The 24,095-nt window shown below is 59.4% G+C and carries 22 protein-coding genes; 11 read left to right on the plus strand and 11 right to left on the minus strand.

Annotation, left to right across the window (positions count from 1 at the left end; genetic code table 11):
- Positions 1-6: 6 nt before the first annotated feature.
- The 5 genes from ACP6KB_RS06350 to ACP6KB_RS06370 all read right to left on the minus strand — a co-directional run bounded on the left by ACP6KB_RS06350 (position 7) and on the right by ACP6KB_RS06370 (position 5,002).
- A complete protein-coding gene (locus tag ACP6KB_RS06350) occupies positions 7-708 on the minus strand; it encodes an ABC transporter ATP-binding protein (protein ID WP_442112597.1) in 702 nt (233 codons plus the stop codon).
- Complete coding sequence (gene livG / locus ACP6KB_RS06355) at positions 709-1,476, minus strand: high-affinity branched-chain amino acid ABC transporter ATP-binding protein LivG (protein WP_442112599.1); 768 nt, start codon at positions 1,474-1,476, stop codon at positions 709-711.
- Positions 1,473-2,729, minus strand: coding sequence for a high-affinity branched-chain amino acid ABC transporter permease LivM (locus tag ACP6KB_RS06360; protein ID WP_442112601.1), 1,257 nt, complete (start codon positions 2,727-2,729; stop codon positions 1,473-1,475). Before ACP6KB_RS06360 ends, livG begins: the two co-directional genes overlap by 4 nt.
- The gene (gene livH, locus ACP6KB_RS06365; protein WP_442112603.1) at positions 2,726-3,649 is read right to left on the minus strand and encodes a high-affinity branched-chain amino acid ABC transporter permease LivH; all 924 of its coding nucleotides are present in this window, start codon (positions 3,647-3,649) and stop codon (positions 2,726-2,728) included. The genes ACP6KB_RS06360 and livH overlap by 4 nt, the downstream gene beginning before the upstream one ends.
- A 225-nt stretch (positions 3,650-3,874) precedes the next feature.
- Positions 3,875-5,002: a branched-chain amino acid ABC transporter substrate-binding protein gene (locus tag ACP6KB_RS06370; RefSeq protein WP_442112605.1), complete on the minus strand. Its 1,128-nt coding sequence runs from the start codon at positions 5,000-5,002 to the stop codon at positions 3,875-3,877.
- Positions 5,003-5,323: 321 nt separating this feature from the next.
- Here ACP6KB_RS06370 and ACP6KB_RS06375 point away from each other — a divergent pair, with 321 nt between their 5' ends.
- A complete protein-coding gene (locus ACP6KB_RS06375; RefSeq protein WP_442112607.1) occupies positions 5,324-5,629 on the plus strand; it encodes a DUF2288 domain-containing protein in 306 nt (101 codons plus the stop codon).
- A gap of 181 nt (positions 5,630-5,810) precedes the next feature.
- On the opposite strand, the gene ACP6KB_RS06380 is transcribed toward ACP6KB_RS06375, so the two are convergent.
- On the minus strand, positions 5,811-7,994 hold the full coding sequence (locus ACP6KB_RS06380; RefSeq protein WP_442112609.1) for a hypothetical protein: 2,184 nt from the start codon (positions 7,992-7,994) through the stop codon (positions 5,811-5,813).
- 199 nt (positions 7,995-8,193) lie between these two features.
- Between ACP6KB_RS06380 and ACP6KB_RS06385 the strand changes: the two genes are divergently transcribed.
- A complete protein-coding gene (locus ACP6KB_RS06385; protein ID WP_442112611.1) occupies positions 8,194-9,081 on the plus strand; it encodes an NAD(P)-dependent oxidoreductase in 888 nt (295 codons plus the stop codon).
- On the opposite strand, the gene ACP6KB_RS06390 is transcribed toward ACP6KB_RS06385, so the two are convergent.
- The gene (locus tag ACP6KB_RS06390; protein ID WP_442112613.1) at positions 8,981-11,257 is read right to left on the minus strand and encodes a putative bifunctional diguanylate cyclase/phosphodiesterase; all 2,277 of its coding nucleotides are present in this window, start codon (positions 11,255-11,257) and stop codon (positions 8,981-8,983) included. The genes ACP6KB_RS06385 and ACP6KB_RS06390 overlap by 101 nt on opposite strands.
- A 254-nt stretch (positions 11,258-11,511) precedes the next feature.
- Entirely contained in the window at positions 11,512-14,358 is a 2,847-nt protein-coding gene (gene rapA, locus ACP6KB_RS06395) for an RNA polymerase-associated protein RapA (protein WP_442112615.1), read from the minus strand.
- Between the two features lie 116 nt (positions 14,359-14,474).
- Here rapA and ACP6KB_RS06400 point away from each other — a divergent pair, with 116 nt between their 5' ends.
- From ACP6KB_RS06400 to ACP6KB_RS06430, 7 genes are all read left to right on the plus strand, one after another.
- Positions 14,475-15,161: a M949_RS01915 family surface polysaccharide biosynthesis protein gene (locus ACP6KB_RS06400; protein WP_442112617.1), complete on the plus strand. Its 687-nt coding sequence runs from the start codon at positions 14,475-14,477 to the stop codon at positions 15,159-15,161.
- A gap of 114 nt (positions 15,162-15,275) precedes the next feature.
- On the plus strand, positions 15,276-15,605 hold the full coding sequence (locus tag ACP6KB_RS06405; protein WP_442112619.1) for an aspartate-semialdehyde dehydrogenase: 330 nt from the start codon (positions 15,276-15,278) through the stop codon (positions 15,603-15,605).
- Between the two features lie 77 nt (positions 15,606-15,682).
- Positions 15,683-15,844 carry a hypothetical protein gene (locus tag ACP6KB_RS06410; protein WP_165957326.1) on the plus strand — a complete coding sequence of 54 codons (162 nt, stop codon included), beginning with the start codon at positions 15,683-15,685 and terminating at the stop codon, positions 15,842-15,844.
- A 134-nt stretch (positions 15,845-15,978) separates the two neighbouring features.
- Positions 15,979-16,095 (plus strand): cytochrome c oxidase subunit CcoM, encoded by a 117-nt coding sequence (gene ccoM / locus ACP6KB_RS06415; RefSeq protein WP_305955358.1) that lies wholly within the window; start codon positions 15,979-15,981, stop codon positions 16,093-16,095.
- Positions 16,096-16,343: 248 nt separating this feature from the next.
- Positions 16,344-18,332, plus strand: a complete 1,989-nt coding sequence (locus ACP6KB_RS06420; RefSeq protein WP_442112622.1) for an FUSC family protein — start codon at positions 16,344-16,346, stop codon at positions 18,330-18,332.
- Positions 18,319-18,525 (plus strand): DUF1656 domain-containing protein, encoded by a 207-nt coding sequence (locus tag ACP6KB_RS06425; protein WP_442112624.1) that lies wholly within the window; start codon positions 18,319-18,321, stop codon positions 18,523-18,525. The genes ACP6KB_RS06420 and ACP6KB_RS06425 overlap by 14 nt, the downstream gene beginning before the upstream one ends.
- Positions 18,526-18,536: 11 nt before the next feature.
- Positions 18,537-19,406 carry an efflux RND transporter periplasmic adaptor subunit gene (locus ACP6KB_RS06430; RefSeq protein WP_442112626.1) on the plus strand — a complete coding sequence of 290 codons (870 nt, stop codon included), beginning with the start codon at positions 18,537-18,539 and terminating at the stop codon, positions 19,404-19,406.
- On the opposite strand, the gene ACP6KB_RS06435 is transcribed toward ACP6KB_RS06430, so the two are convergent.
- Positions 19,407-20,132 (minus strand): SDR family oxidoreductase, encoded by a 726-nt coding sequence (locus ACP6KB_RS06435; protein WP_442112628.1) that lies wholly within the window; start codon positions 20,130-20,132, stop codon positions 19,407-19,409.
- A gap of 100 nt (positions 20,133-20,232) precedes the next feature.
- Between ACP6KB_RS06435 and ACP6KB_RS06440 the strand changes: the two genes are divergently transcribed.
- The gene (locus ACP6KB_RS06440; protein WP_442112630.1) at positions 20,233-21,021 is read left to right on the plus strand and encodes a LysR family transcriptional regulator; all 789 of its coding nucleotides are present in this window, start codon (positions 20,233-20,235) and stop codon (positions 21,019-21,021) included.
- Here ACP6KB_RS06440 and ACP6KB_RS06445 read toward each other — a convergent pair.
- A complete protein-coding gene (locus ACP6KB_RS06445; RefSeq protein ID WP_442112632.1) occupies positions 21,018-21,776 on the minus strand; it encodes an SDR family NAD(P)-dependent oxidoreductase in 759 nt (252 codons plus the stop codon). The genes ACP6KB_RS06440 and ACP6KB_RS06445 overlap by 4 nt on opposite strands.
- Positions 21,777-21,892: 116 nt before the next feature.
- Between ACP6KB_RS06445 and ACP6KB_RS06450 the strand changes: the two genes are divergently transcribed.
- Positions 21,893-22,810, plus strand: coding sequence for a LysR family transcriptional regulator (locus tag ACP6KB_RS06450; RefSeq protein WP_442112634.1), 918 nt, complete (start codon positions 21,893-21,895; stop codon positions 22,808-22,810).
- Here ACP6KB_RS06450 and ACP6KB_RS06455 read toward each other — a convergent pair.
- Positions 22,749-23,963 (minus strand): GAF domain-containing sensor histidine kinase, encoded by a 1,215-nt coding sequence (locus tag ACP6KB_RS06455; protein WP_442112636.1) that lies wholly within the window; start codon positions 23,961-23,963, stop codon positions 22,749-22,751. The genes ACP6KB_RS06450 and ACP6KB_RS06455 overlap by 62 nt on opposite strands.
- Positions 23,964-24,095: the final 132 nt, after the last annotated feature.

Genomic DNA, 24,095 nt, shown 5'->3' on the forward strand with positions numbered 1-24,095 from the left:
CTGCAATCAGCCGCCCAGGTAGGCATCGCGAACCTTCGGATCGGTCAGCAGTGCTTCACCGGTGCCTTGCATCACCACCCGGCCGTTTTCCAGCACGTAGGCGCGGTCGGCGACTTTCAGCGCCTGGTTGGCGTTCTGCTCGACCAGGAACACCGTTACACCATCACGACGCAGCTGTTCGATGATGTCGAAGATCTGCTGGATGATGATCGGTGCCAGACCCAACGACGGCTCGTCGAGCAGCAACAGCTTGGGTTTGCTCATCAAGGCCCGGCCAATGGCGAGCATTTGCTGTTCGCCACCGGACATGGTGCCGCCACGCTGGTTGAAGCGCTCTTTCAGACGAGGGAACAGTTGCAGGACTTTATCCATCTGCTCCTGGTAGTCGCCCTTGTCGGTAAAGAAGCCGCCCATGGCCAGGTTTTCTTCCACGGTCAGACGAGCGAACACCCGACGACCTTCCGGCACCACGGCAATGCTTTTGCGCATGATGTGCGAGGAAGACTGGCCGACCAATTCTTCACCCAGGTACTTGATGCTACCGCTATGGGCCTGGGGCGATCCGCAGAGGGTCATCAGCAGGGTCGACTTGCCAGCACCGTTGGCACCGATCAGGGTCACGATCTCACCCTGATTGATCTCGACGTTGACGCTGTGCAGGGCCTGGATCTTGCCGTAGAACGTGGAAACGTTTTCAAACTGCAGCATTTACGCTTCCCCCAGGTAGGCTTTGATCACATCAGGGTTGTCGCGGATCTGCTCCGGCGTGCCATCGGCCAGCGGCGTACCCTGGTTGATAACGACGATATGGTCGGAGATGCTCATGACCAACTTCATGTCGTGCTCGATCAGTAGCACGGTGACGTTGTGCTCCTGGCGCAGGTAGGAGATCAGCGCCTTGAGGTCTTCGGTTTCCTTCGGGTTCAGACCTGCAGCGGGTTCGTCGAGCATGATGATCCGCGGACGGGTCATCATGCAGCGGGCGATTTCCAGGCGGCGTTGCTGACCGTAAGCCAAGGTCCCGGCGGGACGGTTGGCAAACTCCACCAGGTTGACCTTCTCCAGCCAGTACTGCGCGTACTCCTTCGCTTCGTGCTCGCTGCGACGAAAGCTCGGGGTTTTCAGTAGGCCGGCCAGGAAGTTGGTGTTCAGGTGGCGGTGCTGGGCGATCAGCAGGTTTTCCAGGGCGGTCATCTCTTTGAACAGACGCACGTTCTGGAACGTCCGCACCACGCCTTTGCGGGCAATCTCGTGACCGGCCAGGCCTTGAATCGGCTGGCCGTCGAGCAGGATGGTGCCGGCGCTGGGTTTGTAGAAACCGGTCAGGCAGTTGAACACTGTGGTTTTACCGGCACCGTTAGGGCCGATCAACGCCACCACCTGTTTTTCCTTGACGGTCAGGGCCACGCCGTTGACCGCCAACAAGCCGCCGAAGCGCATGCTCAGGCCGCTGACTTGCAGAATTTCGCGGCTCATCGACGCAGCTCCATATGAGGACGTTGCATAGGCAGCAGGCCTTGCGGACGCCAGATCATCATCAACACCATCAGCGCACCGAACATCAACATGCGGTATTCGCTGAATTCACGCATCAGTTCAGGCAGCAGGATCATCACGATGGCCGCAAGAATCACGCCCAGTTGCGAACCCATACCGCCCAATACCACGATGGCAAGGATGATGGCCGACTCGATGAAGGTGAACGACTCCGGTGTCACCAGGCCCTGACGGGCGGCGAAGAAGCTACCGGCGAAACCTGCAAAGCAAGCGCCCAGGGTGAACGCCGACAGCTTGATCACCGTTGGGTTCAGGCCCAGGGCACGGCAGGCGATCTCGTCTTCACGCAGCGCTTCCCAGGCGCGGCCGATCGGCATGCGCAGCAAGCGGTTGATCACGAACAGTGCCAGCAGGGCCAGCAGCAGGGCGACCAGATAGAGGAAGATCACTTTGTTGATCGAGTTGTACTGCAGGCCAAAGAACTCATGGAAGGTCTGCATGCCTTCGGCGGCCTTGCGTTCAAAGGTCAGGCCGAAGAAGGTGGGTTTCTCGATGTTACTGATCCCGTTTGGACCGCCGGTCAGCCCGGTGAGGTTACGCAGGAACAGGCGGATGATCTCACCAAAGCCCAGGGTCACGATCGCCAGGTAGTCACCACGCAAGCGCAATACCGGGAAGCCGAGCAGGAAGCCAAAGGTCGCCGCCATCAGGCCAGCGATCGGCAGGCAGATCCAGAAGCTCAGACCGTAGTAGTGCGAGAGCAGGGCGTAGCTGTAGGCGCCGACGGCGTAGAAACCGACATAACCCAGGTCGAGCAGGCCCGCCAGGCCGACCACGATGTTCAGGCCAAGCCCGAGCAGTACGTAGATCAGGATCAGGGTGGCAATGTCGACCGCGCCGCGTGAGCCGAAGAACGGCCACACCAGGGCTACCACGATCAAGCCCATGATCACCCAGCGCTGGGTTTTGGGCAGGGTCAGGAAGTTGCTCATGGCCGGCGAAATCAGCTTGCGGTCCGAACGGCTGCGCGTCACTGCGCTCCATTGCTTGTCGAACAGCACGCGCAGGAACATCAGCACCGAGCACACGGCGATGACCGTGATAGTGAAGGGGCCCTGGCTATGAACGATCAGGTTGATGCCGTCGATGCTGAGCTTCAGGCCCAGCACTGGGAAGGCCACGGCCCAGACCAGCAAGGCGCTGAAGAACGCTTGTTTGAGATTTCTGTTCATACTTTTTCAACCTCCGGACGGCCGAGAATGCCGGTCGGACGGAACAACAGCACCAGAACCAAAAGACCAAAGGCCACCACGTCCTTGTACTGGTCGCCGAAGATGTCGGCGCCAAAGGCTTCAGCCACCCCCAGTACCAGCCCGCCGAGCATCGCGCCCGGGATACTGCCGATACCGCCCAGCACCGCCGCGGTAAAGGCTTTCAAGCCCACCAGGAAGCCGGCGTTGGGGTTGATCACGCCGTACTGCATGCTCAGCAGTACCGCCGCCACGGCTGCCAGGGCAGCACCGATGACGAAGGTCAGGGCGATGATGTTGTTGGTGTTGATGCCCAACAGGTTGGCCATCTTGATGTCTTCGGCACAGGCGCGGCAGGCGCGGCCCAGGCGAGAGCGGGAGATGAACAGGGTCAGGCCGGTCATCGCCACCAGGGTGACAACGAATACCAGGATCTGCATGTAGGAGATCAGCACTTCCTCTGCGCCGCCCGGGCCGAAGGAGATACTCCCAGGGATCAGGTTGGGGATGGACTTGTCCTTGGAGTCCTGGGATAGCAATACGGTGTTTTGCAGGAAAATCGACATACCGATGGCAGAGATCAGCGGGATCAACCGGTTGCTGTTACGCAAGGGGCGGTAGGCGACCCGTTCGATACTGTAGCCATAGGCACTGGTTACACAGATCGTGGCGACGAAGGCGACGGTCATCAATATCGGCAGTGAGTGAATCCCCATCATGGCCAGCCCGGCAAGGGCAATGAAGGCCACGTAGGAGCCAATCATGTAAACCTCGCCATGGGCGAAGTTGATCATTCCAATGATGCCGTAAACCATTGTGTAGCCAATGGCTATCAAGGCATAGGTGCTGCCAATGGTCAGACCATTAACCAGCTGTTGGAAGAAGTGATAGATCTCAGGCATTACAGCGCTCCTAAAAACCCGATACGCATTTCACTGGTGGGGCAACCCGGCCCGGTCTTGTGGTCTTCAGCCACTTCGACCCAGGCACTGCCAGAGAACCGCTGGTGACGGTTTTAAGATTTTCAGGTGAACCTGCCCCCGGATCGCGGGAATCAGGCCCATGAACCTCGTAAAACAAAGCCCACTGCTCGCACAGTGGGCTTCTAGTCATTTAGTCAAACGGGATTACTGTGGGGAAACTTCGGTTTTAGGTTTGCCGAAATGCCATTCGTAGACCACGAATTTGAAGTCTTTCAGGTCGCCCTTGGCGTCGTACGACAGGTCGCCAGTCGGAGTCTTGAAGGTACCGGCGTGGATGGCTGCAGCCACTTTGTCGGTGTCTTCGGACTTGGCCGCCTTGATGCCCTGGGCGATCAGCTCGACTGCAGAGTAGGCCGGGAACACGAACGGACCGCTTGGGTCTTTGCCGTCAGCCTTGATTGCATCGGCGATGGCTTTGTTCGCAGGATCGGCGTCAAACGACTTCGGCAGGGTAACCAGCAAGCCTTCGGAAGCGCCTTGAGCGATCTGCGAGATGGAGTCGTTGCCGACACCTTCTGGGCCCATGAACTTGGCTTTCAGGCCTTTTTCCTGTGCTTGACGCAGGATCAGGCCCAGCTCTGGGTGGTAGCCGCCGTAGTAGACGAAGTCGACGTTGGCTTGCTTGAGCTTCTGGATGATCGAGGAGAAGTCTTTGTCGCCGGCGTTCAGGCCTTCGAACACGGCAACCTTGGTGCCTTTGCCTTCCAGGGTTTGTTTGACCGCGGTGGCGATACCTTCACCGTATTGCTGCTTGTCGTGCAGTACGGCAACCACTTTCGGTTTGACGTGGTCGGCGATGTAGTTACCTGCAGCCGGGCCTTGGGCGCTGTCCAGGCCGATAGTACGGAAGACCAGCTTGTAACCACGGGCGGTGATTTCCGGGCTGGTGGCCGCCGGGGTGATCATGATCACGCCTTCGTCTTCGTAGATATCCGAAGCAGGCTGGGTGGAGCTGGAGCACAGGTGGCCGATCACGTATTTGACGCCATCGTTGACCACTTTGTTGGCAACCGCTACGGCCTGTTTAGGGTCGCACGCGTCGTCGTATTCCTTGGCTTCAAGCATCTTGCCGTCAACGCCGCCTGCAGCGTTGATGTCTTTGATGGCTTGTTTTGCACCGATGAACTGCATATCGCCGTACTGCGTTACCGGGCCGGTTTTCGGGCCAGCAATGCCGATCATGATGGTATCGGCGGCAAACGAATGGCTGGCAACCCCGGCCAGAACCATTGCGGCAAACAGCTTGGAAATCTGCTTAGTAGCCTTACTCATAGTGCTCCACTCATTCTGTTGTAATTTTTATAGTCCTGCGGCCAGAGCGTGAGGACCGGATTGCACCGAATTCGCCCTGGCAACTGTACCGGTACAGTGTAGAGCGCTGCTTTGTCGCTTGAAAAGCAGCCCAGCTGAGGCAAATTCGGCGCGTGTCGCTTAATTGACAGAAACTTACAAGAAAGCGGCTTGGTCTTGCCCTGATTCCCGGGGCCATCCTTTGCTTTCAAGTCCTTTTCGATCAATTACTTATTTGAAACCGGGTTTTTCTGCAAAAATACCGACTTCTTACAGTAGTCGAATTATTTCTGGCAGGAACCCATGACTGATCAACCAAGCACCCTCTATGCCAAACTGCTCGGCGAGACCGCAGTAATCGAGTGGAAAGCCCTGGAACGTTTTTGGGCCAAGGGTGACCTGATTTGGGTCGACGCGAGTCTGGACCTGATCGAAGTTGCGCAGGCAATGGCCGAGAACCGCAGTGAAACCTTCGCTGCATGGCGCAATGCTGGCACTGTAGGCCAGGTGACTGCCGAGCAGGCGCTAGACCTCCAGAGCCGCGATCCAGAGATCTGGGCGGTGGTGGTTTCGCCGTTCATTGTGATTCAGGAAAAGAAAAGCGCCTGACCGCGCCCCAGATTGGTGCGCGAAAACAAGCAGCAGGGAGATTTTGGTGCGCAGGACTGTTCAGCGAAGGTGGCTGTTGGTAACAGTTGAGTGTGCTTAACGTTAACGGTAACAGGTCGCGGGGCAAGCCCGCTCCTACACGTCATGTGTAGGAGCGGGCTTGCCCCGCGATGCTTCTAACTCAGTAATCCACCTTACCTGTGTGACTATTCAGCGAAATCACGCGGGTCTTGCCAATGCGGTGACGGAAGATTTCACGCAGGTATTTCACCGCTTTCTTCACGCATTCGCGCGACAGACGAATGTCATTGATCGACACGAACTTGCTCTTGTCGTTGATCAGCTCGCGGTACTTCTTCTCGTACATCGGCTTGATCGCATACCAGTTGGTATCGAGGATCTTCGCCGGGTTCTCGAATTCGTTGAGCAGATCATCGATGCGGTCTTCATCGAAGCTGTCGCTGGTGATGAACTCCAGGATCGCATTGTCCAGGGTGTCATCGAAGCGATACGGGTTACGCGCAAAGCAGCGCTTGATGAAGGCCACGATCAAGGTCAGGAAGTCGTCTGACAGGCACGGGCTCTTGGCGATCAGGGTGGTCAACGACAGGTTGGCCGACGCACCGATCACCAGGGCATAGCGTTTTAGGGTGGTGTTGGGGAACAGGCTGTTGAGGTGAGTCTTGAGCCGGTTCAGGTCCATGTACGAGAGTTTGTAGTCCTTGGGCAGCGAGACGATCGACACCACCGACGAGCAGTTTTTGAAAAAGTGCAGGTCGTGCAGGGCGGCTGCGTCATAGCCGGAGGCTTTGTACTGCTCCAGCGCCGCGCGATAACGTTTGGACTCGATCGGCAGCAGACTGATGCCCTCGATTGCCTGGGTCACCTTGTTGAAGTGCGGCAGGTCGATGGAGCGGAAGAACAGGTCGTCGATGTTCAGGCGCGGCTGATCTTTCTCGAACACTTTGAACTTGTCCGAGTTTGGTGACGGCTGTTCCGGTACCACGGACTCTGCATAGGCAATGGCCACAGGGCCGGCCAGGCTCATGAACAGGTCGTTGGCGTCCAGGCGGATGGTTTCGCCGATGTCGATGCCGGCACGGCGGAAGTAGTTCTGGTCGTAGTCGGTGGTGACCGCCTGGGCAGTGAGAATGTTGAAGATCTGCTGGGAGATGTACTGGTTGGCGTGCTTCTCCATGGCATTGACGTCAATGTTCTGGATGTTGCCGTCATCATTCTCTTCGGCGTAGCGCATGATGTCGTTGGAAATCAGCATCATCGCGTTCCATGGGCGAATGCGCCCCATGACGCTGGCTTCGCTGCTGTCTTCATTATCGAAGTTATAGGAGAAGTCCCATTCTTCAGACAGGTATTTGCACAGCAAACGTCCGGCGTTGATGTGCAGGGCTTCAGACATTTCGCTGCGGTGGTCGGAAATGTTCGGCAGCACACAGATGCCGCTGGTGAAGATCGGCTCGAAGACAAACGAGTGCCCGCTCTTGCCGTCGTTCTCGTCGGCAGGCTTGGTGTCGAAGGTCTTGTTCATGTACGAGTACTGCTGGGCCAGGCCGAACTCCGAAGCCATGCCTGAACCGGTACCGCCACCGGCGCTGAAGATGTAGAAGTACAGGCGTGACTGGTTGGCCTTGATCCCGCAGGAGTCGATCAGGTACGAGTGAATCAGCTTCCAGTCAGCGCTGGAAAACCGATGGGTTTCTTTGTTGAGGATGATCTTGGCCAGGTACTGGCCAAGGATCGGGGCGTTACCGGCACCGCCAGCATGGACTTCCGAGAGGTCCATGATCTTCATTTTGCTGTAGTCGCGGATGAAGCCGCTTTTTTCGCCCTTGCGCGAGAAACGGATGCGCCCGGCAATGTCTTTGTCCAGGTCGCCGAGCATGACCAGGGGTTCAACCAGAAAGACGGGCTTGCTGTGCTTGTTCTGCACCAGGCGCAGGTTGTTACGAATCCAGCGTGCCGGGCTGTAGTTCGGCTCGTTGCCGGCACGGTCTTCGTTGTTGAATTCGTTGAGGTAGAAGGTGCGGGCGTTGTATACAAGCTCGGCGACATCCAAGGCGATGTTCGAGCCGCAACGCCCCAGGCCGATCAGGCAGACCGACGGAAACTGTTGATCCAGACGGAGCTGGCTATCGTCCTCGACGTGGATGCTGGGCGGGAACACCAGGTCACGCAAGCCGTCGAGGTTGTCGAGGATGCGCTGGATATCGGTCTCGGTGAAGTACAGGTACTGCTGCGGGTTAAGCGCTCGCGGGCTGTAGAATTCTTTCGAGCCCGAAGCGCTGTACGCGGGAGTGGGTAAGGTCAGCTCGGAAACCGCGTTGGCAGAAGTAGTCTTGGAGGTCATTTTGCGCCATTTGCCTGGGGGTGGGTGGCTGTTCTGGTAAATGTCATAAAGCCATCACTGGATAAGTTTCGCGACTGTATCAGTGCGCATTTGGCGTGAGCGATAGGGGTTTACCCTAACCGTGTAGGAGTTTTCCTTGTCACGCCTGCAAACTGAATCGTCCAATCGTTCAACTTCTTTAATCTGCCTGGAGCTGTACATGAGCACTGCACGTCCTTCACTGGGGTTTGCCGGAATTGGTCTGATGGGGTTGCCGATGTGTCGGCGCTTGCTGGCAGCGGGGTACCCGTTGACGGTCTGGAACCGTTCGCCGGACAAATGCGCGGCGTTGGCCGACGCCGGTGCCCAGGTGGTGTCGACGCCTGCCGAGCTTTGCCAGGCGGCCGATGTGGTGCTTTTGTGTCTGGCCGATACGGCGGTGGTGCGAGAGGTGGTGTTCGGTGCCGAAGGCATTGCCAAGGGCGCCAGGGCCGGGCAGTTGCTGGTGGATTTCTCCAGCCTGGAGCCCACCGCTACCCGCGAAATGGCGGCGGAGCTGGCGGCACTCAGTGGTATGAGCTGGCTCGATGCACCGGTTTCCGGTGGTACGCCTGGCGCAGAGGCTGGCACGCTGGCGATCATGGTCGGTGGCGCTGCGGCAGACCTTGAGCGCGTGCGCCCGGTGCTGTTGACCCTGGGCCAACGGGTCACGCATATGGGCGCGGTGGGAGCAGGGCAGGTGACCAAGGCCTGTAATCAGATGATTGTGGCCTGTAACGCCCTGGTGATTGCCGAGGTGGTGGCACTTGCCGAGCAATCCGGGGTGGACGCCAGCCTGATCGCCGAAGCGCTGGCCGGTGGTTTTGCCGACTCCAAGCCACTGCAGATTCTCGCCCCGCAAATGGCCGAAAGTCGTTTCGAGCCGGTCAAGTGGCACGTGCGCACGTTGCTCAAAGACCTCGATACCGCGGTGAAATTCTCACGCGAGCAGGGCTCGGCGACGCCTCTCAGCGGCCTGGCCGCACAGTTGATGCGCTTACATGGTAGTCAGGGGTATCTGCAAAAAGATCCGGCGACATTGATTGATTTGTACCGAGGTAAGGACTGAAACGGGCGAGTGAAGGCGCGCTGCGTTGATCGAGCTGATCAAGAATTGAACGCAGATCGCCCAGGGGCACGGGGCGGCTGAGCAGGTAGCCTTGCACGAAATCGCACCCCTGTTGGGCGAGAAATTGATACTGCTCGATGAACTCCACACCTTCGGCGATCACCTGCAGGTGCAGGGTGTGGGCCATGACGATGATGGCCTGCACGATTTCCATGTCTTGTGGGCAATGCGGTACATCCTGAATGAACGAGCGATCGATCTTCAGGGTGTCCAGGGGCAGGCGCTTGAGGTAGGCCAGCGACGAGTAGCCGGTGCCAAAGTCATCGATCGACAGTGAAACACCAAGGGCGCGAATCTCCTTGAGCATGGCAATGGTGTTGTGAATATTGCCCATCAATGCATTTTCGGTCACTTCCAGTTCCAGCTTGCAGGCTGAAAGCCCGGCGTTTTGCAAGGCGCTGGCGACCTCGTGGGGCAGGGCTTCGTGGCCCAGGGTCAATGCCGAGCAATTGACGGTGACTTTCAGGCCGCTGTAGCCATGACGGTCGAGTTGCGCCAGGTCTTGGCAGGCGCGGCGCATTACCCACAGGTCAAGGTCGGTGATCAGGCCATTGGCTTCGGCGATGCCGATGAAACGATCCGGGCTGAGCAAGCCATGTTGTGGATGCTGCCAGCGCACCAAGGCTTCAAGCTTGGCGACTTGCCCGGTATGCAGGTCGAAAATCGGCTGGTAGTGAATGCGCAAGCCGTGTTCTTCGAACAACGCACTGCGCAGTTCTTCTTCCAGTTGCAGCTCAAGGGTGGCGCGTGTCTTCAGGCTGCTGTTGAAGAAGTTCAGGCTGTTGCGTCCGCAACCCTTGGACTGATAAAGGGCAAGGTCGGCATTTTTCAGCAACTCCTCAGCGCTTACGCCGTCGTCGGGGAAAATGCTGATGCCAATACTGGTGGTCATGACCATGCGCCGCCCGGCCAGGTCGATCGGTTCTTTCATTTTCTGCATGATGCGCTGGGCAAGATTGCGTGCTTCTTCGCGGTTGCTCAGCGAAGTGAGAATGCAGAACTCATCCCCGCCGAAGCGTGCAACCACGTCCTGGCTGCGGGTGGCGGCCTTGATGTAGCCGGCAATGACCTTGAGCAGCTCATCGCCAGCATCGTGGCCGAGGCTGTCGTTGATGCGCTTGAAATGGTCGATGTCGAGGAACATCACCGCCAGCATGCCTTCGTTGGTGGCCTGCTCGATCAGCCGTTCGGCAAACACCTGGTTGAAGCCACGACGATTGATCAGGTTGGTCAGGGCATCGTAATGAGCCGCTTGCTGCAGCGAGACCCGTGCCTGATCCAGCTGGCTGAGCAGGACATTGACGCGGCGCAGGTCATGCTCCTTGCTTTGCAGCTTCTGGTCGGACAGCGCGGCACTGATACTGCTGGCGCTGATCAGCAAGGTGATGAAGGCGATGGTCAGGCTCAGTTGCAGGTTATTGTCAGCGCTTGGCAACACCACGGTGGCATCGGCAGGAATGACCAGGGTCATGCCCCACATGCCCGTGAAGTGAGTGGCGAAAATGCCGGCGGCCATCAACATACTGGCCGCGTACTTGAGCAGTTGATAGAGCGTGCCACTGCCATAGCGGAAATAACGGGCCAGAAAGACCGCCAACAGGCTGGTGCCGATGGCAATGGCAATCGAGGCGACAAACATGTCGGCGCGGTAAAACTGTTCGGCGTTCGAGCGCATCGCGCTCATGCCGATGTAATGCATCGCGGCGATGCCTACGCCGGTGTAGCTGGCGGCCTGAAAGTAATGGCGGCTGTGAAGATCGCGACGGCTGAGGGTGTTCATGGCCAGCCAGCCGGCGAGCAGCATGACCATCAAGGAAAGGCCGGTGAGCGAAAAGTCGTACTGCACCTCAATGGGTGCCTGGAATGCCAGCATGCTGATGAAGTGCAGTGCCCAGACCCCACCGGCCAGGCAGCAGGCACCGAGCAATCGCCATTGGCGCTGGGCTGCAGGTTGCTCTACGTGGCTCAGGCGTTCAGCCATGCTCAGGGTGGCAAAGCTGCCAGCACCGGCAACCAGCAACGCCAAGGCAACCAGGTAAGGGTTGTATTTGCAGTCCAGAATGATCTGTCCGGTAGCCGGAAGATCGGCGAGCATTTGTAGTCCCACCCACTCCATAGCCTGCCTCTTTGTCGAGTTTTCACTCGTCCCCCAAAGACCGTCTGGAGACTGTTGGACAGGAGTATAGAAACAGAGCATTAACCCATCCGGATTAATGGCACTTTGATTGCTACGATTTGGACATTGGCTTAATAGCGGTGGGTTCTAAAGCATCGCGGGGCAAGTCGGGTCGCCGCACCGCCGCTCCCACAGATTACCTGTAGGAGCGGCGGTGCGGCGACCCGACTTGCCCCGCGATCACAACAATGGACTCAACCGGCAACCAATACCCGGATCGCCTCCAGGCGCAGTGCGGCTTTTTCCAGCATGGCCAGACCTTGCTCACGTTGCTTGCGCAACGCGTCGATTTCGCTGTCACGCACGCTTGGGTTCACCGCTTGCAAAGCGGTCAGGCGCGCCAGCTCTTCATCGGTTTCCGCTGCCAGGCGGCGCTGCGCTTCGGCAACACGTTCGGCGTGGCGCGGCATGATCTTGGCTTCGCCGCTGTTGATCCGCGGCGTCAGCACATCGCGCTGGGCCTGGATGAACTTGTTGGCACTGGCTTTAGGCACGCTTTCGAGCTGGTCGTTGAGGGTCTCGAACGACACGCGCGAGGCCAGGTCGTTGCCGTTGGTGTCGAGCAAGCAGCGCAAGGCAGCCGGTGGCAGGTAGCGGCCCAGTTGCAGGGCACGAGGTGCCACCACTTCACTGACATACAGCAGTTCGAGCAGCACAGTCCCCGGCTTGAGTGCCTTGTTCTTGATCAGCGCCACCGCGGTGTTGCCCATCGAGCCGGACAGCACCAGGTCCATGCCACCCTGAACCATCGGGTGCTCCCAGGTAATGAATTGCATGTCTTCGCGAGACAGCGCCTGGTTGCGGTCGTAGGTGATGGTGACGCCTTCGTCATCGCCCAGCGGGAAGCTGGCGTCGAGCATTTTTTCGCTCGGCTTGAGGATCAGTGCGTTTTCCGAGTGGTCTTCGCTGTCGATACCAAAGGCATCGAACAGGGTTTCCATGTAAATCGGCAGGGTGAACTGATCGTCTTGCTCAAGAATCGCTTCAACCAGCGCCTGACCTTCACCCGCGCCACCCGAGTTAAGCTCCAGCAGGCGGTCGCGACCACTGTGCAGTTCGGCTTCAAGACGCTCGCGCTCGGCACGGGCTTCGTCAACCAGGGCTTGCCATTCGCCGTCGTCACCGCTTTCCAGCAGCGGCAGCAGGCGCGGGCCGAACTGATGCTGCAAGGCGTTGCCGGTCGGGCAGGTGGCCAGGAAGGCGTTCAGGGCCTGGTCGTACCATTGGAACAGGCGCTCTTGCGGGCTGTTCTGCAGGTGCGGTACATGCAGTTGGATAGTGTGTTTCTGGCCAATCCGGTCAAGACGCCCGATACGCTGTTCGAGCAGGTCTGGGTGGGCGGGCAGGTCGAACAGCACCAGATGATGGGCGAACTGGAAGTTGCGGCCTTCACTGCCGATTTCCGAGCAGATCAACACCTGGGCGCCAAATTCTTCGTCGGCAAAATAAGCCGCGGCGCGGTCGCGCTCCAGAATGCTCATGCCTTCATGGAACACCGTGGCAGGAATACCCGAGCGCACGCGCAGGGCGTCTTCCAGGTCCATCGCGGTTTCGGCGTGGGCACAGATCACCAGGACCTTGACCCGCTTGAGCATTTTCAGGGTATCGATCAGCCAGTCGACCCGTGGGTCGAAGCGCCACCAGCGCTCTTCTTCGTCGCTGTCGCTCTGGGACTGGAATGCCACTTCAGGGTACAGCTCGGCATGCTCGCCCAGCGGCAGTTCCATGTACTGGTCTGGGTTTGGCAGCGGGTAAGGGTGCAGGTTGCGTTCCGGGAAGCCCTGGACCGCAGCACGGGTGTTACGGAACAGCACGCGGCCAGTGCCGTGGCGATCAAGCAATTCGCGAATCAGGCGTGCGCTGGCCTGGCTGTCACCATCGTTGACCGCCGCCAGCAGTGCTTCGCCTTCGGCACCGAGGAAACCTTCGATGGTGGCGTGTGCCTTGGCCGACAGGCGTCCTTCGTCCAGCAGCTCCTGCACGGCTTCGGCCACAGGGCGATAGTGCTCGCTCTCGGCGCGGAAGGCGGCGAGGTCGTGGAAACGGTTCGGGTCCAACAGGCGCAGGCGCGCAAAGTGGCTGTCCTGGCCCAGTTGTTCCGGAGTTGCGGTGAGCAGCAGTACGCCCGGGATCACCTGAGCCAGTTGTTCGACCAGCGCATATTCGGGGCTGACCTGATCTTCGTGCCACACCAGGTGGTGCGCTTCGTCGACCACCAGCAAGTCCCAGCCGGCGGCGAACAGCGCGTCCTGGGCTTTTTCGTCTTCGGTCAGCCATTCCAGCGCGACCAGCGCCAGTTGGGCATCTTCGAACGGGTTGCTGGCGTCGCTCTCAATGAAACGCTCGGCGTCGAACAGGGCAACCTGCAGGTTGAAGCGGCGGCGCATTTCTACCAGCCACTGATGCTGCAGGTTCTCTGGAACCAGGATCAGCACGCGGCTGGCACGGCCGGAGAGCAACTGGCGGTGAATGACCAGGCCAGCCTCGATGGTTTTACCCAGGCCTACTTCATCGGCCAGCAGTACCCGTGGGGCAATACGGTCGGCGACTTCACGGGCAATGTGCAACTGGTGGGCGATAGGCTGGGCACGTGTGCCACCCAGGCCCCACAGGGAAGACTGCAATTGGCGGCTGGTGTGTTCCAGGGTGTTGTAGCGCAGCGAAAACCACGACAGCGGGTCGATCTGCCCGGCGAACAGACGGTCGCTGGCCAAACGGAACTGAATGAAGTTCGACAGTTGGGTTTCCGGCAGGGTGCAGGCCTGGTTCTGCGCATCGAGGCCGTGGTAAACCAGCAGGCCGTCGACATCGTCGACTTCGCGCACGGTCAGCTTCCAGCCTTCGAAGTGAGTGATCTGATCGCCGGGCGAGAAGCGCACCCGGGTCAGCGGCGCATTGCGCAGGGAATACTGGCGGGTGTCGCCAGTGGCCGGGTAGAGCACGGTCAATAAGCGGCCGTCCTGTGCCAGAACGGTCCCCAGACCTAGCTCGGCTTCGCTGTCACTGATCCAGCGTTGCCCCGGTTGATACTGCTGCGCCATACTGCCTGACTCCCGCCTTGAAAAGCCGACTATCTTAACGGATAGGACTCTGCAGACCAAAGAGTCTAGCAATTTGTGCGATAAAAGCTGCGTCGCCAGTGAGGGCCCGAACGTTCATGCGTCTACAGCCGTCGTGTCTACCCCGTTATCTGTTGGTTGCCAGCGTGTCACTGTTGAGCGCTTGCGATTCTCCCAAATTTGAACTGTTGGCGCCGCTCCCGTCCGGGCAACTTAATGCATTGAGGATCGAGTCGCCGGTGCAGGCGGTGCACTTTCGTGACCGCGAGGGCGAAGGTTTGTTGATTCTCAGCCGTGGTGACGATCAGGTTCAGGACGAGCAAACCAGCGAAGACCTCGATCAAGTGATCCTCACCGCCACGCTGTATGGGCGGCCCACCGAGCGCGACACCTTTAAAGTGCGCTGGAAGATCGAAAATGAAACCGACTGTGCCGGGCTGGACCTGGACGTCGGCTTTTATACCGATGTCAGCGGCGTGACTGACCTGAACAATGATGGCGTTGCCGAGCTGACCGTCGCCAGCCATGCGTTCTGCGGGGGTGGCATCGACCCTCACGAGTTGCGTGTTGAGCTTCGAGAAGGTCAGCAAAGCTATGCCATTGTCGGCCAGTCGCTGATCACTCCGCCGGGCGAAGCCCCCTATGGTGGTGAGCGTGAAGACAGCCCGTCATTGCAGGCAGCACCGGTTGCCATCCGTGAGCATCTGGACCAGGTGTGGAACAAAATTCTTACCCGGCCCTGGAACGAGATTGCTCCCATGCCAGAGGACAGCGACGAGCCATAGCCAGGCAACCGCTATACTTGGCCGCAACGCGTGATGTGGGCATCACGTGATTACGGATTCTCGGCTCAAGGCCGCGGCTGGCTAGCCGACACACTGGCGACAGGAGATTACCCCATGCTGCCGCCCATTATTCCGCTCAGTGCTGCTCCCGTGACATCGCAACTGGACCCGGTCAAGCCAACCCCGGATATCAAGCCCGTGGTGCCTGCGCAACCGGCCTCCAGCGAGGGTGCCATCGACTTGAAACATCGCGACCCGGAAAAGTCGGCCTTACTGCTGCGGGAAGAACAGCGCCGCCAGCAGGGCGGGCGCCAGTCGGGCAAGGATCAAGAGCGCTATCAGGCGCAACCGGGGGATGACGTCAATGCCGACAACACCGTGCCGGTCTCGCCCTTGATGGATGACCAGCCGCGCCAGGGCTTGTTGGTCGACATCGAAGTCTGAAGGCAGCCTTCAGACTGGTCAGCGACGGCAACTGCCTTCATTATTGCCAGATCGCAGCCCGCTTTCTGAGTCAGACCATGAGCCAAGATGACAACCTGATCGACCTAGGTGCCGAACGCGCCCGGCGCGTCCACGACCTTAATGAAAAACGCCTGAACGAAGTGCGCCAGGCGTTCGAACAGGCCATGCCACTGGGCAAGGTCAAGAAAAAGCCCAAGGGCAAACCCAAGAAGCGTTGAAAACTTGATGCAGGTCAACCCTGCACACGCCTCCCGCGCCCGGTTCCGGGCGCTATTGACCTCGGTCAATTTCCTCTCGCAGTCCATTCGATACCTTGAACCCATCAGACAGGTACAGGCGAATGGAGGCCGACATGTTCTTCGATAATGTGGTAATCGCTGGAGTGATTACAGTCGGCCTGATGCTGCTGTTCTTTGTCGGATTCGGAATTTTCATCTGGAAGGATTCGAACAAGCGCAACCAGCGCTGATCCTTTCAGTACACGAGCACGCAAGGCATTTAGGGCGACTTCGGTCGCCCATTTTTTTGTGCGTAAAAAAAATCCCGGTAGGAGCGGGCTTGCCCCGCGAGGCGATGCGGCTGATAAATCGCTATCGCGGGGCAAGCCCGATCCTACCGGGCGCTGGACTTTTGATAGTTAGCTAGCTAATAATTCACCTCGAATGCTTCTGCTCCATCCTGTCTATCGTTACAAAACAGTCAGCCAAGGTTCGTCCCGTGCCCATCACTTTGCAGGCCCTGTTGGCGCCGAACAAACTCGCCGTGCAATTTGCCATCAAGACGCTGCTTGGCGGTGGCCTGGCGCTGTGGCTGGCACTGCGCTGGGGCCTTGAACAACCGGCCTGGGCGCTGATGACCGCTTTTATCGTGGCTCAGCCACTGTCCGGCATGGTGTTGCAAAAAGGGCTGGCGCGACTGCTCGGTACCTTGGTGGGTACCGTCATGTCGGTGGTGTTCATGGGCCTGTTTGCGCAGACGCCGTGGCTGTTTCTGTTGGCCTTGGCCTTGTGGCTGGCCTTGTGCACTGCAGGCTCGACCATGCTGCGCAGTGCCTGGGCGTATTCCTTTGTGCTGGCGGGGTACACCGTCGCAATCATTGCCTTGCCCGCAGTCAATCATCCGCTGGCGGTGTTTGACCAAGCGGTAGCACGCTGTACCGAGATCAGCCTGGGCATTGTCTGCGCCACCCTGACCAGTGCCTTGCTCTGGCCGATGCGCGTTGAACAACAGCTAAGCGGTCAGGCACGCCAGGCCTGGGCCAGTGGCCTGCAGGCAGCCAGTGCAACCCTGGGTGGTGAGGCGCAGGCCCGCAAGGGGTTGCTGGAGATCCTCGGGCGGATTGTAGCGGTCGATGCACAGCGTGAGCACGCCTGGTTTGAAGGGCGTCTGGGACGAGAACGTGCCAGGGCGATCCGCAGCTTGAGCCAGAAATTGCTGATTCTGTTGCGCATTGCCCGTTCAGTGCGACGCCAATGGCAGCAACTGGATGACACCCAGGCGCAGCATCTGCAACCCTGGCTTGATGCCGTGCATGACACCTTGGCGGCACCCGATCAGGCCAGTTTGCTGGCCCTGCGGCAACGCCTGTGGGATGCCGCACACGATGAACGACTCAGTTCGGCCGAACATTATTGTCTGGCCCGCCTGACCTTGCTGCTCGACAGCGCCATGGCCGCGACTCTGGCTTTGCGCGCAGTAGAGGAGGGCAAGGCGCCGGACAATGTTCCTGATAGCCTGGCGGTACACCGCGACCTGCCCCTGGCCTTGCTGTTCGGCTCGCGCAGTGCCTTGGCGTTCTTGGCAATGGCAAGCTTCTGGATGGCCACCGCCTGGACCGCAGCCCCTGGCGGGCTGGTGCTGACCTGCGTGGTCTGCAGCCTGTTCGCCAGCCGTGAGAACGGTGCCCAGATTGGCATGAGCTTCTTGCGCGGCATCCTTTTGGCCATGCCGGTGGCGTTTGTGGTCGGGCAGATCCTGTTACCGCAATGGAGCGGTTTTCCCATGCTGTGCATGGCGATGGGTGTGCCGTTGTTTTTCGGCGCACTGGGCATGGCCAATCCACGAATTGGTGCGACGGCGACCTCCTATTGCCTGCACTTCATTGTTTTGGTCGCGCCGCTCAACGCCATGAATTTTGAGGTGGCGACCTTCCTTAATAGTGCCCAGGCCATGCTGATTGGCGTGGGCGCGGCGGTATTAGCCTTCAAGTTGCTGGTGCTGCGTAATCCGGCCTGGCACGGCCGCCGTCTGCGCGCCGCAACCCAGAACGATCTGGCGCGCTTGACCCGACGTGAGTTGCGCGGTGCCGATACCTGGTTCGGTGGGCGCATGGCTGACCGTCTGATACAACTGGCGCGGCACTACGCGGCGTTGACCGAGCAGGAACGCGGGCGTTGGGATGATGGTGTACACGGGCTGGATATCGGTGATGAGCTGCTGCACCTGCGCCACTGCCTAGCGGTCGCGCAGGCGCCGTTGGATGCTGCCGAACGCGAGTACTTGCACCAACTGCAAGCCGTATTGGCACGCGGCCCGGCACCGGGCCGCGGCCAGCGCCTGGATGCCGCCAGCGAAGCCTTCATCGACGCCCTGCAGCGCCAGCCGCCCAGTGATGCGCTGCGTCTGGCGGTTGGGGCAGTGCTGCAGTTGCAGCGCAGTTGGGGCAAATGGTGCCGTCGACAGGAGGAAATCCATGGGGTTGCGTGAGTGGGCGTTGGGCGGGGTACTGCTTAGCCCGTTTCTGATCTATGTGGTGCTGGCCATGGCGCTGACGGTGGTCGTGCGCCTGCTGCTGCGCCTGACGCCATTGGGACGCTGGATCTGGCATGAAGCCTTATTCGATTTCGCGTTGTTCATCTGTGTGTTGACCCTGGTCACGCTTGAGTTGGGACCTCGGTAAGGAGAGTGTTGATGCGAGCTTTACTGCGAATCGCAGTAACCCTGAGTCTGGTGGCTGTGGCGGTATTCGCCGGCTGGAAACTCTGGCAGTACTACATGCTGACCCCCTGGACTCGCGATGCAAAAATCCGCGCCGATGTGGTGATCATTGCCCCTGATGTATCGGGGTGGGTGCGTGAGCTGAAGGTGCAAGACAACCAGCAGGTCAAGGCCGGCGAGCTGTTGATGTCGATTGATCGCGACCGCTTCGAGGCAGCCCTGGATAAAGCCAATGCGGTGGCCGAAACCCGTCAGCAGCAATTGCGCCTGCGTGAGCACGAAGCGTCTCGCCGCGCTGCGCTTGGCCCTCAGGCCATCAGTGCCGAACTGCGCGAAAATGCCCAGATCAATGCGGCGGTGGCCCGGGGTGAGTTGAGCCAGGCGCAGGCGGACGTCAAGGCTGCGGCCATCAACCTGGCCCGTAGCCAGGTCAAGGCCCCGCGTGATGGTCACATCACCAACTTGCGCCTGGCCGAGGGTAACTATGTCAATGCCGGGCAGCCGGTGATGGCCTTGATCGATGACTCGACCTTCTACGTGCAGGCGTACTTTGAAGAAACCAAACTGCCGCGTATTCGTGTCGGCGACCCGGTCAAGGTCTGGCTGATGAGCGCTGGCGAGCCGATGCAAGGGCATGTCGAGAGCATCAGCCGCGGCATCACCGACCGCAATGCCAACCCCGATAGCCAGCTACTTGCCGAGGTCGAGCCTACGTTCAACTGGGTGCGCCTGGCCCAGCGCATTCCGGTGCGGATCAAACTGGATCAGGTGCCTGACGGCGTGACGCTCAGTGCCGGTATGACCGCCAGTGTCCAGGTGCACGAAGACCAGGCGCAGCGCTGATCAAGGCTGCTGGCGAGTAGCGGCCAGGACAATTTCGCGGATGCACACATGTTGCGGTTGCTGATAGGCGTAGGCGATGGCCGAGGCAACATCGTCGGCACTCAGGACCTGACCGCCCATTTCCGCTTTCCAGGCTTGATAGCCGTCTTTGATGGCTTCGTCGGTGGTATGCCCGAGCAGTTCGGTTTCCACGGCGCCTGGGGCAATCGTCACTACCCGCACGTTGTGCGCCGCGACTTCTTCGCGCAGGTTCTCGGAAATCCCGTGCACCGCAAACTTGGTGCCGACATAGGCGACATGGTTGGGGAAGGTCTTGCGCCCGGCCACCGAGCTTACGTTGATGATGGTGCCTTGGCGGCGCTCGATCATGCCGCCCACCAGCGCATGAATACCGTTCAACAGCCCTTTGACGTTGACGTCGAGCATCTGCTCCCACTGCTGTGGGTCTTGCTCATGCATTTGCCCCAACAGCATGACCCCGGCATTGTTGATCAGCGCATCGGCCGGGCCATACAGCGCTTCGGCTTGCTTCACCGCCTTGACGAACCCTTCGCGGTCACTGACATCCACTGCCAGGCACAGGCAATTGGGCAGGTTAAGCGCCTGCATGCGCTCCAGGCGTCGGGCCAGCAGCAACAGTGGGTGGCCGGCCTGGGACATCAGCCGCGCGGTGGCTTCGCCGATCCCTGAACTTGCACCGGTGATAATGACTAATGGTTTGCTCATGGTAACCTCCGAGACATAATCGTTTTGAATGGCTCAAGTGTATTGGCTTGGGTTTGCCCTGAAAAACTGCTTGTTTCTCTGGCTGGCATCGGAATTAGCTATGGATATTCGCCATCTGAAGGCGTTTCTCGCGGTGTTCGAGGAGCGCAACATCACCCTGGCCGCTCAGCGTCTGTGTGTTGCCCAGCCCACCTTGTCGGTGACCATTCGCCAGCTCGAAGAGGAGTTGGGCGTGGCCTTGTTCCTGCGCCAGGCACGCGGTGTTGAGGTCAGCGAGCAGGCCCGTCAGTTGTACCCGCAGGCTCAGCGCATGGTGGCCCAAGCCCAGGCGTTGAGCCGGTGCTTTCGCGAGCCTCAGGATCGTGTGGCGTTGCAATTGGGTATAGAAGCAGATATCGCCGTTAGCCAGGTCGAGGCGTTCGTGCGTTTGGCCACTCAAGCGCTGCCCACTGTGCAATTGACCCTGCTCGACGGCTGTACCGGCGATGCGCGGCTCGGGGTAGAAGCGCTGTGCTGCGAGGACGAGTTGTTTCTGGCGTTGTGGGAGGAGCCGTTTGTGTTTGCCATGGCCACTGGCAGCAACCCGGTTAACCAGTGGATTACCTGCCCACAGCACATTTCCCATCAACGTTTGCTTGGTTTCTATGGCAACGACGAGCAGGTCGGCCATGCCGCTTCTTTGCAGCAGGTGGTGCCAATGGTGGCCGCTGGATTGGGCGCGGCGTTGTTGCCGCAGTCGTTGGTCGAGCGCCATCCCGGCTTGCAATGGCGCCCGTGCCAAGGCTCGGCCCTGAGCCGTCGGGTAGGGTTGTGCTTTGCTGCTCAAGCCTTGCAACTGCCAGTGCTTGAGCAACTCTATCAAGCCTTGGGCGGTGTACCGGCCGGTTAGAGGAACATGCCGCCGGACACTTCCAGGCGCTGGCCATTGATCCAGCCACCGCCATCGCCAAGCAACAGGGCAATAGCCGCGCCGATATCGTCTGGCACGCCCACTCGTCCCAGGGCGGTATTGCTGGCAATAAAGCCGTTAACGTCGGCGTTGTCGCGCACCACACCGCCACCAAAGTCGGTTTCGATCGCGCCGGGGGCCAGAATGTTGACACGGATCCCGCGTGCACCCAGCTCTTTGGCCTGATAGCGGGTCAGCACTTCCATCGCCCCCTTCATCGCCGCATAAGCGGCGTAGCCGGGCAGGGCAAAGCGCGTCAGGCCGGTGGAAATATTGACGATGCGGCCGTGGTCGGCAATCAGCGGCAGCAGGCGCTGAGTGAGGAAAAACGGCCCCTTGAGCTGAATGTTGCAGAGTTGCTCGAATTGCGCCTCGGTGGTTTCGCTGAACGGTACATGGATGCCGATGCCGGCATTGTTCACCAGATAGTCCAGGTTGCTGCGGCCAAACACTGACGAGAGGGTTTGCTGCAATTGCCGGGCGAAATCTTCAAAACCTGCGCTATCACTCACATCCAGTTGCAGCATGGCGGCACGTACACCCTGTTGCTCCAGCGCCTGTACCAGCGCCTGAGCTTCCTCGGCCTTGCTGTGGTAAGTGCCGATGATGTCGATGCCTTGGGCGGCCAGGTGTTGCGCGGTGTTTTTACCCAGGCCGCGGCTGGCGCCAGTGATCAATGCGATTTTGCGGTTCATGTGCTGTACCTCGAAGGGCGGGGTGTCGAGGAAAGTCTATTGGTCGGTTTACTGCTGATAAATCCATGCATTTCGGAAATACTGGTCGGTACTTGCGAACAATCGAGCCTGCACCCATGAACAAGTTGGAGTTGCTGCGTACCTTTGTCCGGGTCAGCGAGTTATCGAGCTTTACCCTGGCCGGAGAGCGCTTGGGGCTTCCGCGATCGACGGTCTCCGAGCAGATCCGGGCCTTGGAGGCATTGCTTGGGACGCGGCTGCTCAACCGCACTACGCGACGGGTCCAGGCCACTCAGGATGGCTTGCAGCTGTACGAGCGTAGCAAAGAGCTGTTGGCGCGTATGGATGAGATCGAAGGCCTGTTCCACAGCGACCAGGCGGCGCTGGCCGGCCGTTTGCGGATTGACCTGCCGACGCTGATCGCGCGGCGCATCATCTTGCCTAACCTGCCGTCATTCGTTGATTGCCATCCGGACGTCGAGCTGGAGATCAGTTGCACGGATCGCCAGGTCGACCTGCTGCGCGAGGGCTTCGACTGCGTGCTGCGCATTGGCACCTTGAGTGACCTTGACCTGATCGCCCGGCCACTGGGGCAGATGCTGCAAGTCAATTGCGCCAGCCCGGCCTATTTGCAGCGCCATGGTGCGCCTCAGAGCCTGGCAGACCTGCAGCACCATCGTTTGATCCACTATGTGAAAAACCTGGGCAGCCGTAGCCCGGGCTTCGAGTACCTGCAAGCCGGTACCCTGCAGGTTCAGCCGATGGCCGGGGCGATCACCGTCAACAGTAGCGAAGCTTACGAGAGTGCCTGCCTTGCCGGCCTTGGCTTGATCCAAGCGCCATTGGCGGGTTTGCAAAGCTATTTGCAGCGTGGCGAGTTGGTCACCCTGTTGCCTGATTTCGTTCCGCCGCCGTTGCCGGTGTCGTTGCTGTATGCCCGGCAGCAGCACCTGCCGCCCCGCGTGCGTGCCTTCATGGATTGGCTGGCGGCGTTGCTTGAGCCGCGCCTGGATCCAGTGGCATGTGGAAACTGAACAGCGTCCCGGCTTCCTGGCTTGAAATCACATCCAGACGCCCGCCATGCGCCAGAGCGATCTGGTTGGCGATGTACAGACCCAGCCCCAATCCGGGCTGTACTGCGTCATTCAGTGGGTGGGAGAAGGGCTGGAACATCTGTGCCAGCACCTGCGGGGAGATTGGAGCGCCAAAGTTGTGAACCCCGAGTAACAGGGACTGGTCACGTATCTGAGCGCTGACTTTTACCGGTTGATCCTGAGCACCATGGGTCAGCGCGTTGGCGATCAGGTTGGAGAGCAATTGGGTGACGCGTTCGCGGTCACAGTTAACATCACTCAAGTCGCCAATCTGCAGGTCGATCTGCCGTTGTGGGTGGATACGTTGCAGTTCTGAAGCAACATGCCTGATGGCATCGCCCAGGTCTGGGCAAGGCTGGATATTGACGGTAATGCCATTGCCCAGGCGTCCGCGGGCAAAATCGAGAATGTCGCGGACCAACTGCGTAGCACGCCGCCCGCAGGTGAGGATGTGCTGGGCAATCGTGCGGCTTTTTTCCTCCTGCAGGCGTTGGGTCAAAAGCTCAGCCCCGGCGGTGATCGCAAACAGTGGATTGCGCAGATCATGGCCCAGTACGGCAATGAATTGTTCGCGTAGCTCAGCCATGGCCCGTTCTTTTTGCAGGGCCTCTTCGGTTTTCTGAGCGCTTTCCTCGCTCTCGATCTGGATCGACAGCAAGCGCGCGAAAGACTCCATCATCGGCTGGATGGCACTGCCTTTAAGGGCTGCGGGTAGGGGGTCAAAGGCGCAGATGGTGCCGAAAAAGCTGCCATCGGTACGGAACACCGGTACCGATATGTAACTTTCGAATTGATAGATACGAGGGGTTTGGTGGTTGCAGTACAGCTCGTCTTCGCTGGCTTTATCGATGACGATGGTCTGATGACTGCCGCGAATTTCGTGGCACAAGGTGGTCCTCAGGTCCAGCTCCTCACCCGCCTTCAAGCCAAACCCCAACAGGTCGAGCACGGCACACGCCGTCCAGCTGTCATCGGTGACCCGTGTCACCGCAGCAAAACGCATCCCGGTGGATTCGCAGATCACCTGCAAAATAGCCGGTACCACATTGATGCGGCCTATTGTGGCGATGTCGGAGGTAATAGCGTTGCTCATGAACCATCCACAGTAGCAGGTGACCTGAACAGCCAGTGTGGCTTAAGTCTAGCGAGCAGGTTCGAATCGGGTGAGAAATCCGTAACGGCTGGTCAGTATTTTCCATTAACCTTGGGGCCAGAGCCGTTCCGC

This window comes from Pseudomonas sp. NUPR-001 (assembly GCF_052147955.1).
GTDB lineage: Bacteria > Pseudomonadota > Gammaproteobacteria > Pseudomonadales > Pseudomonadaceae > Aquipseudomonas.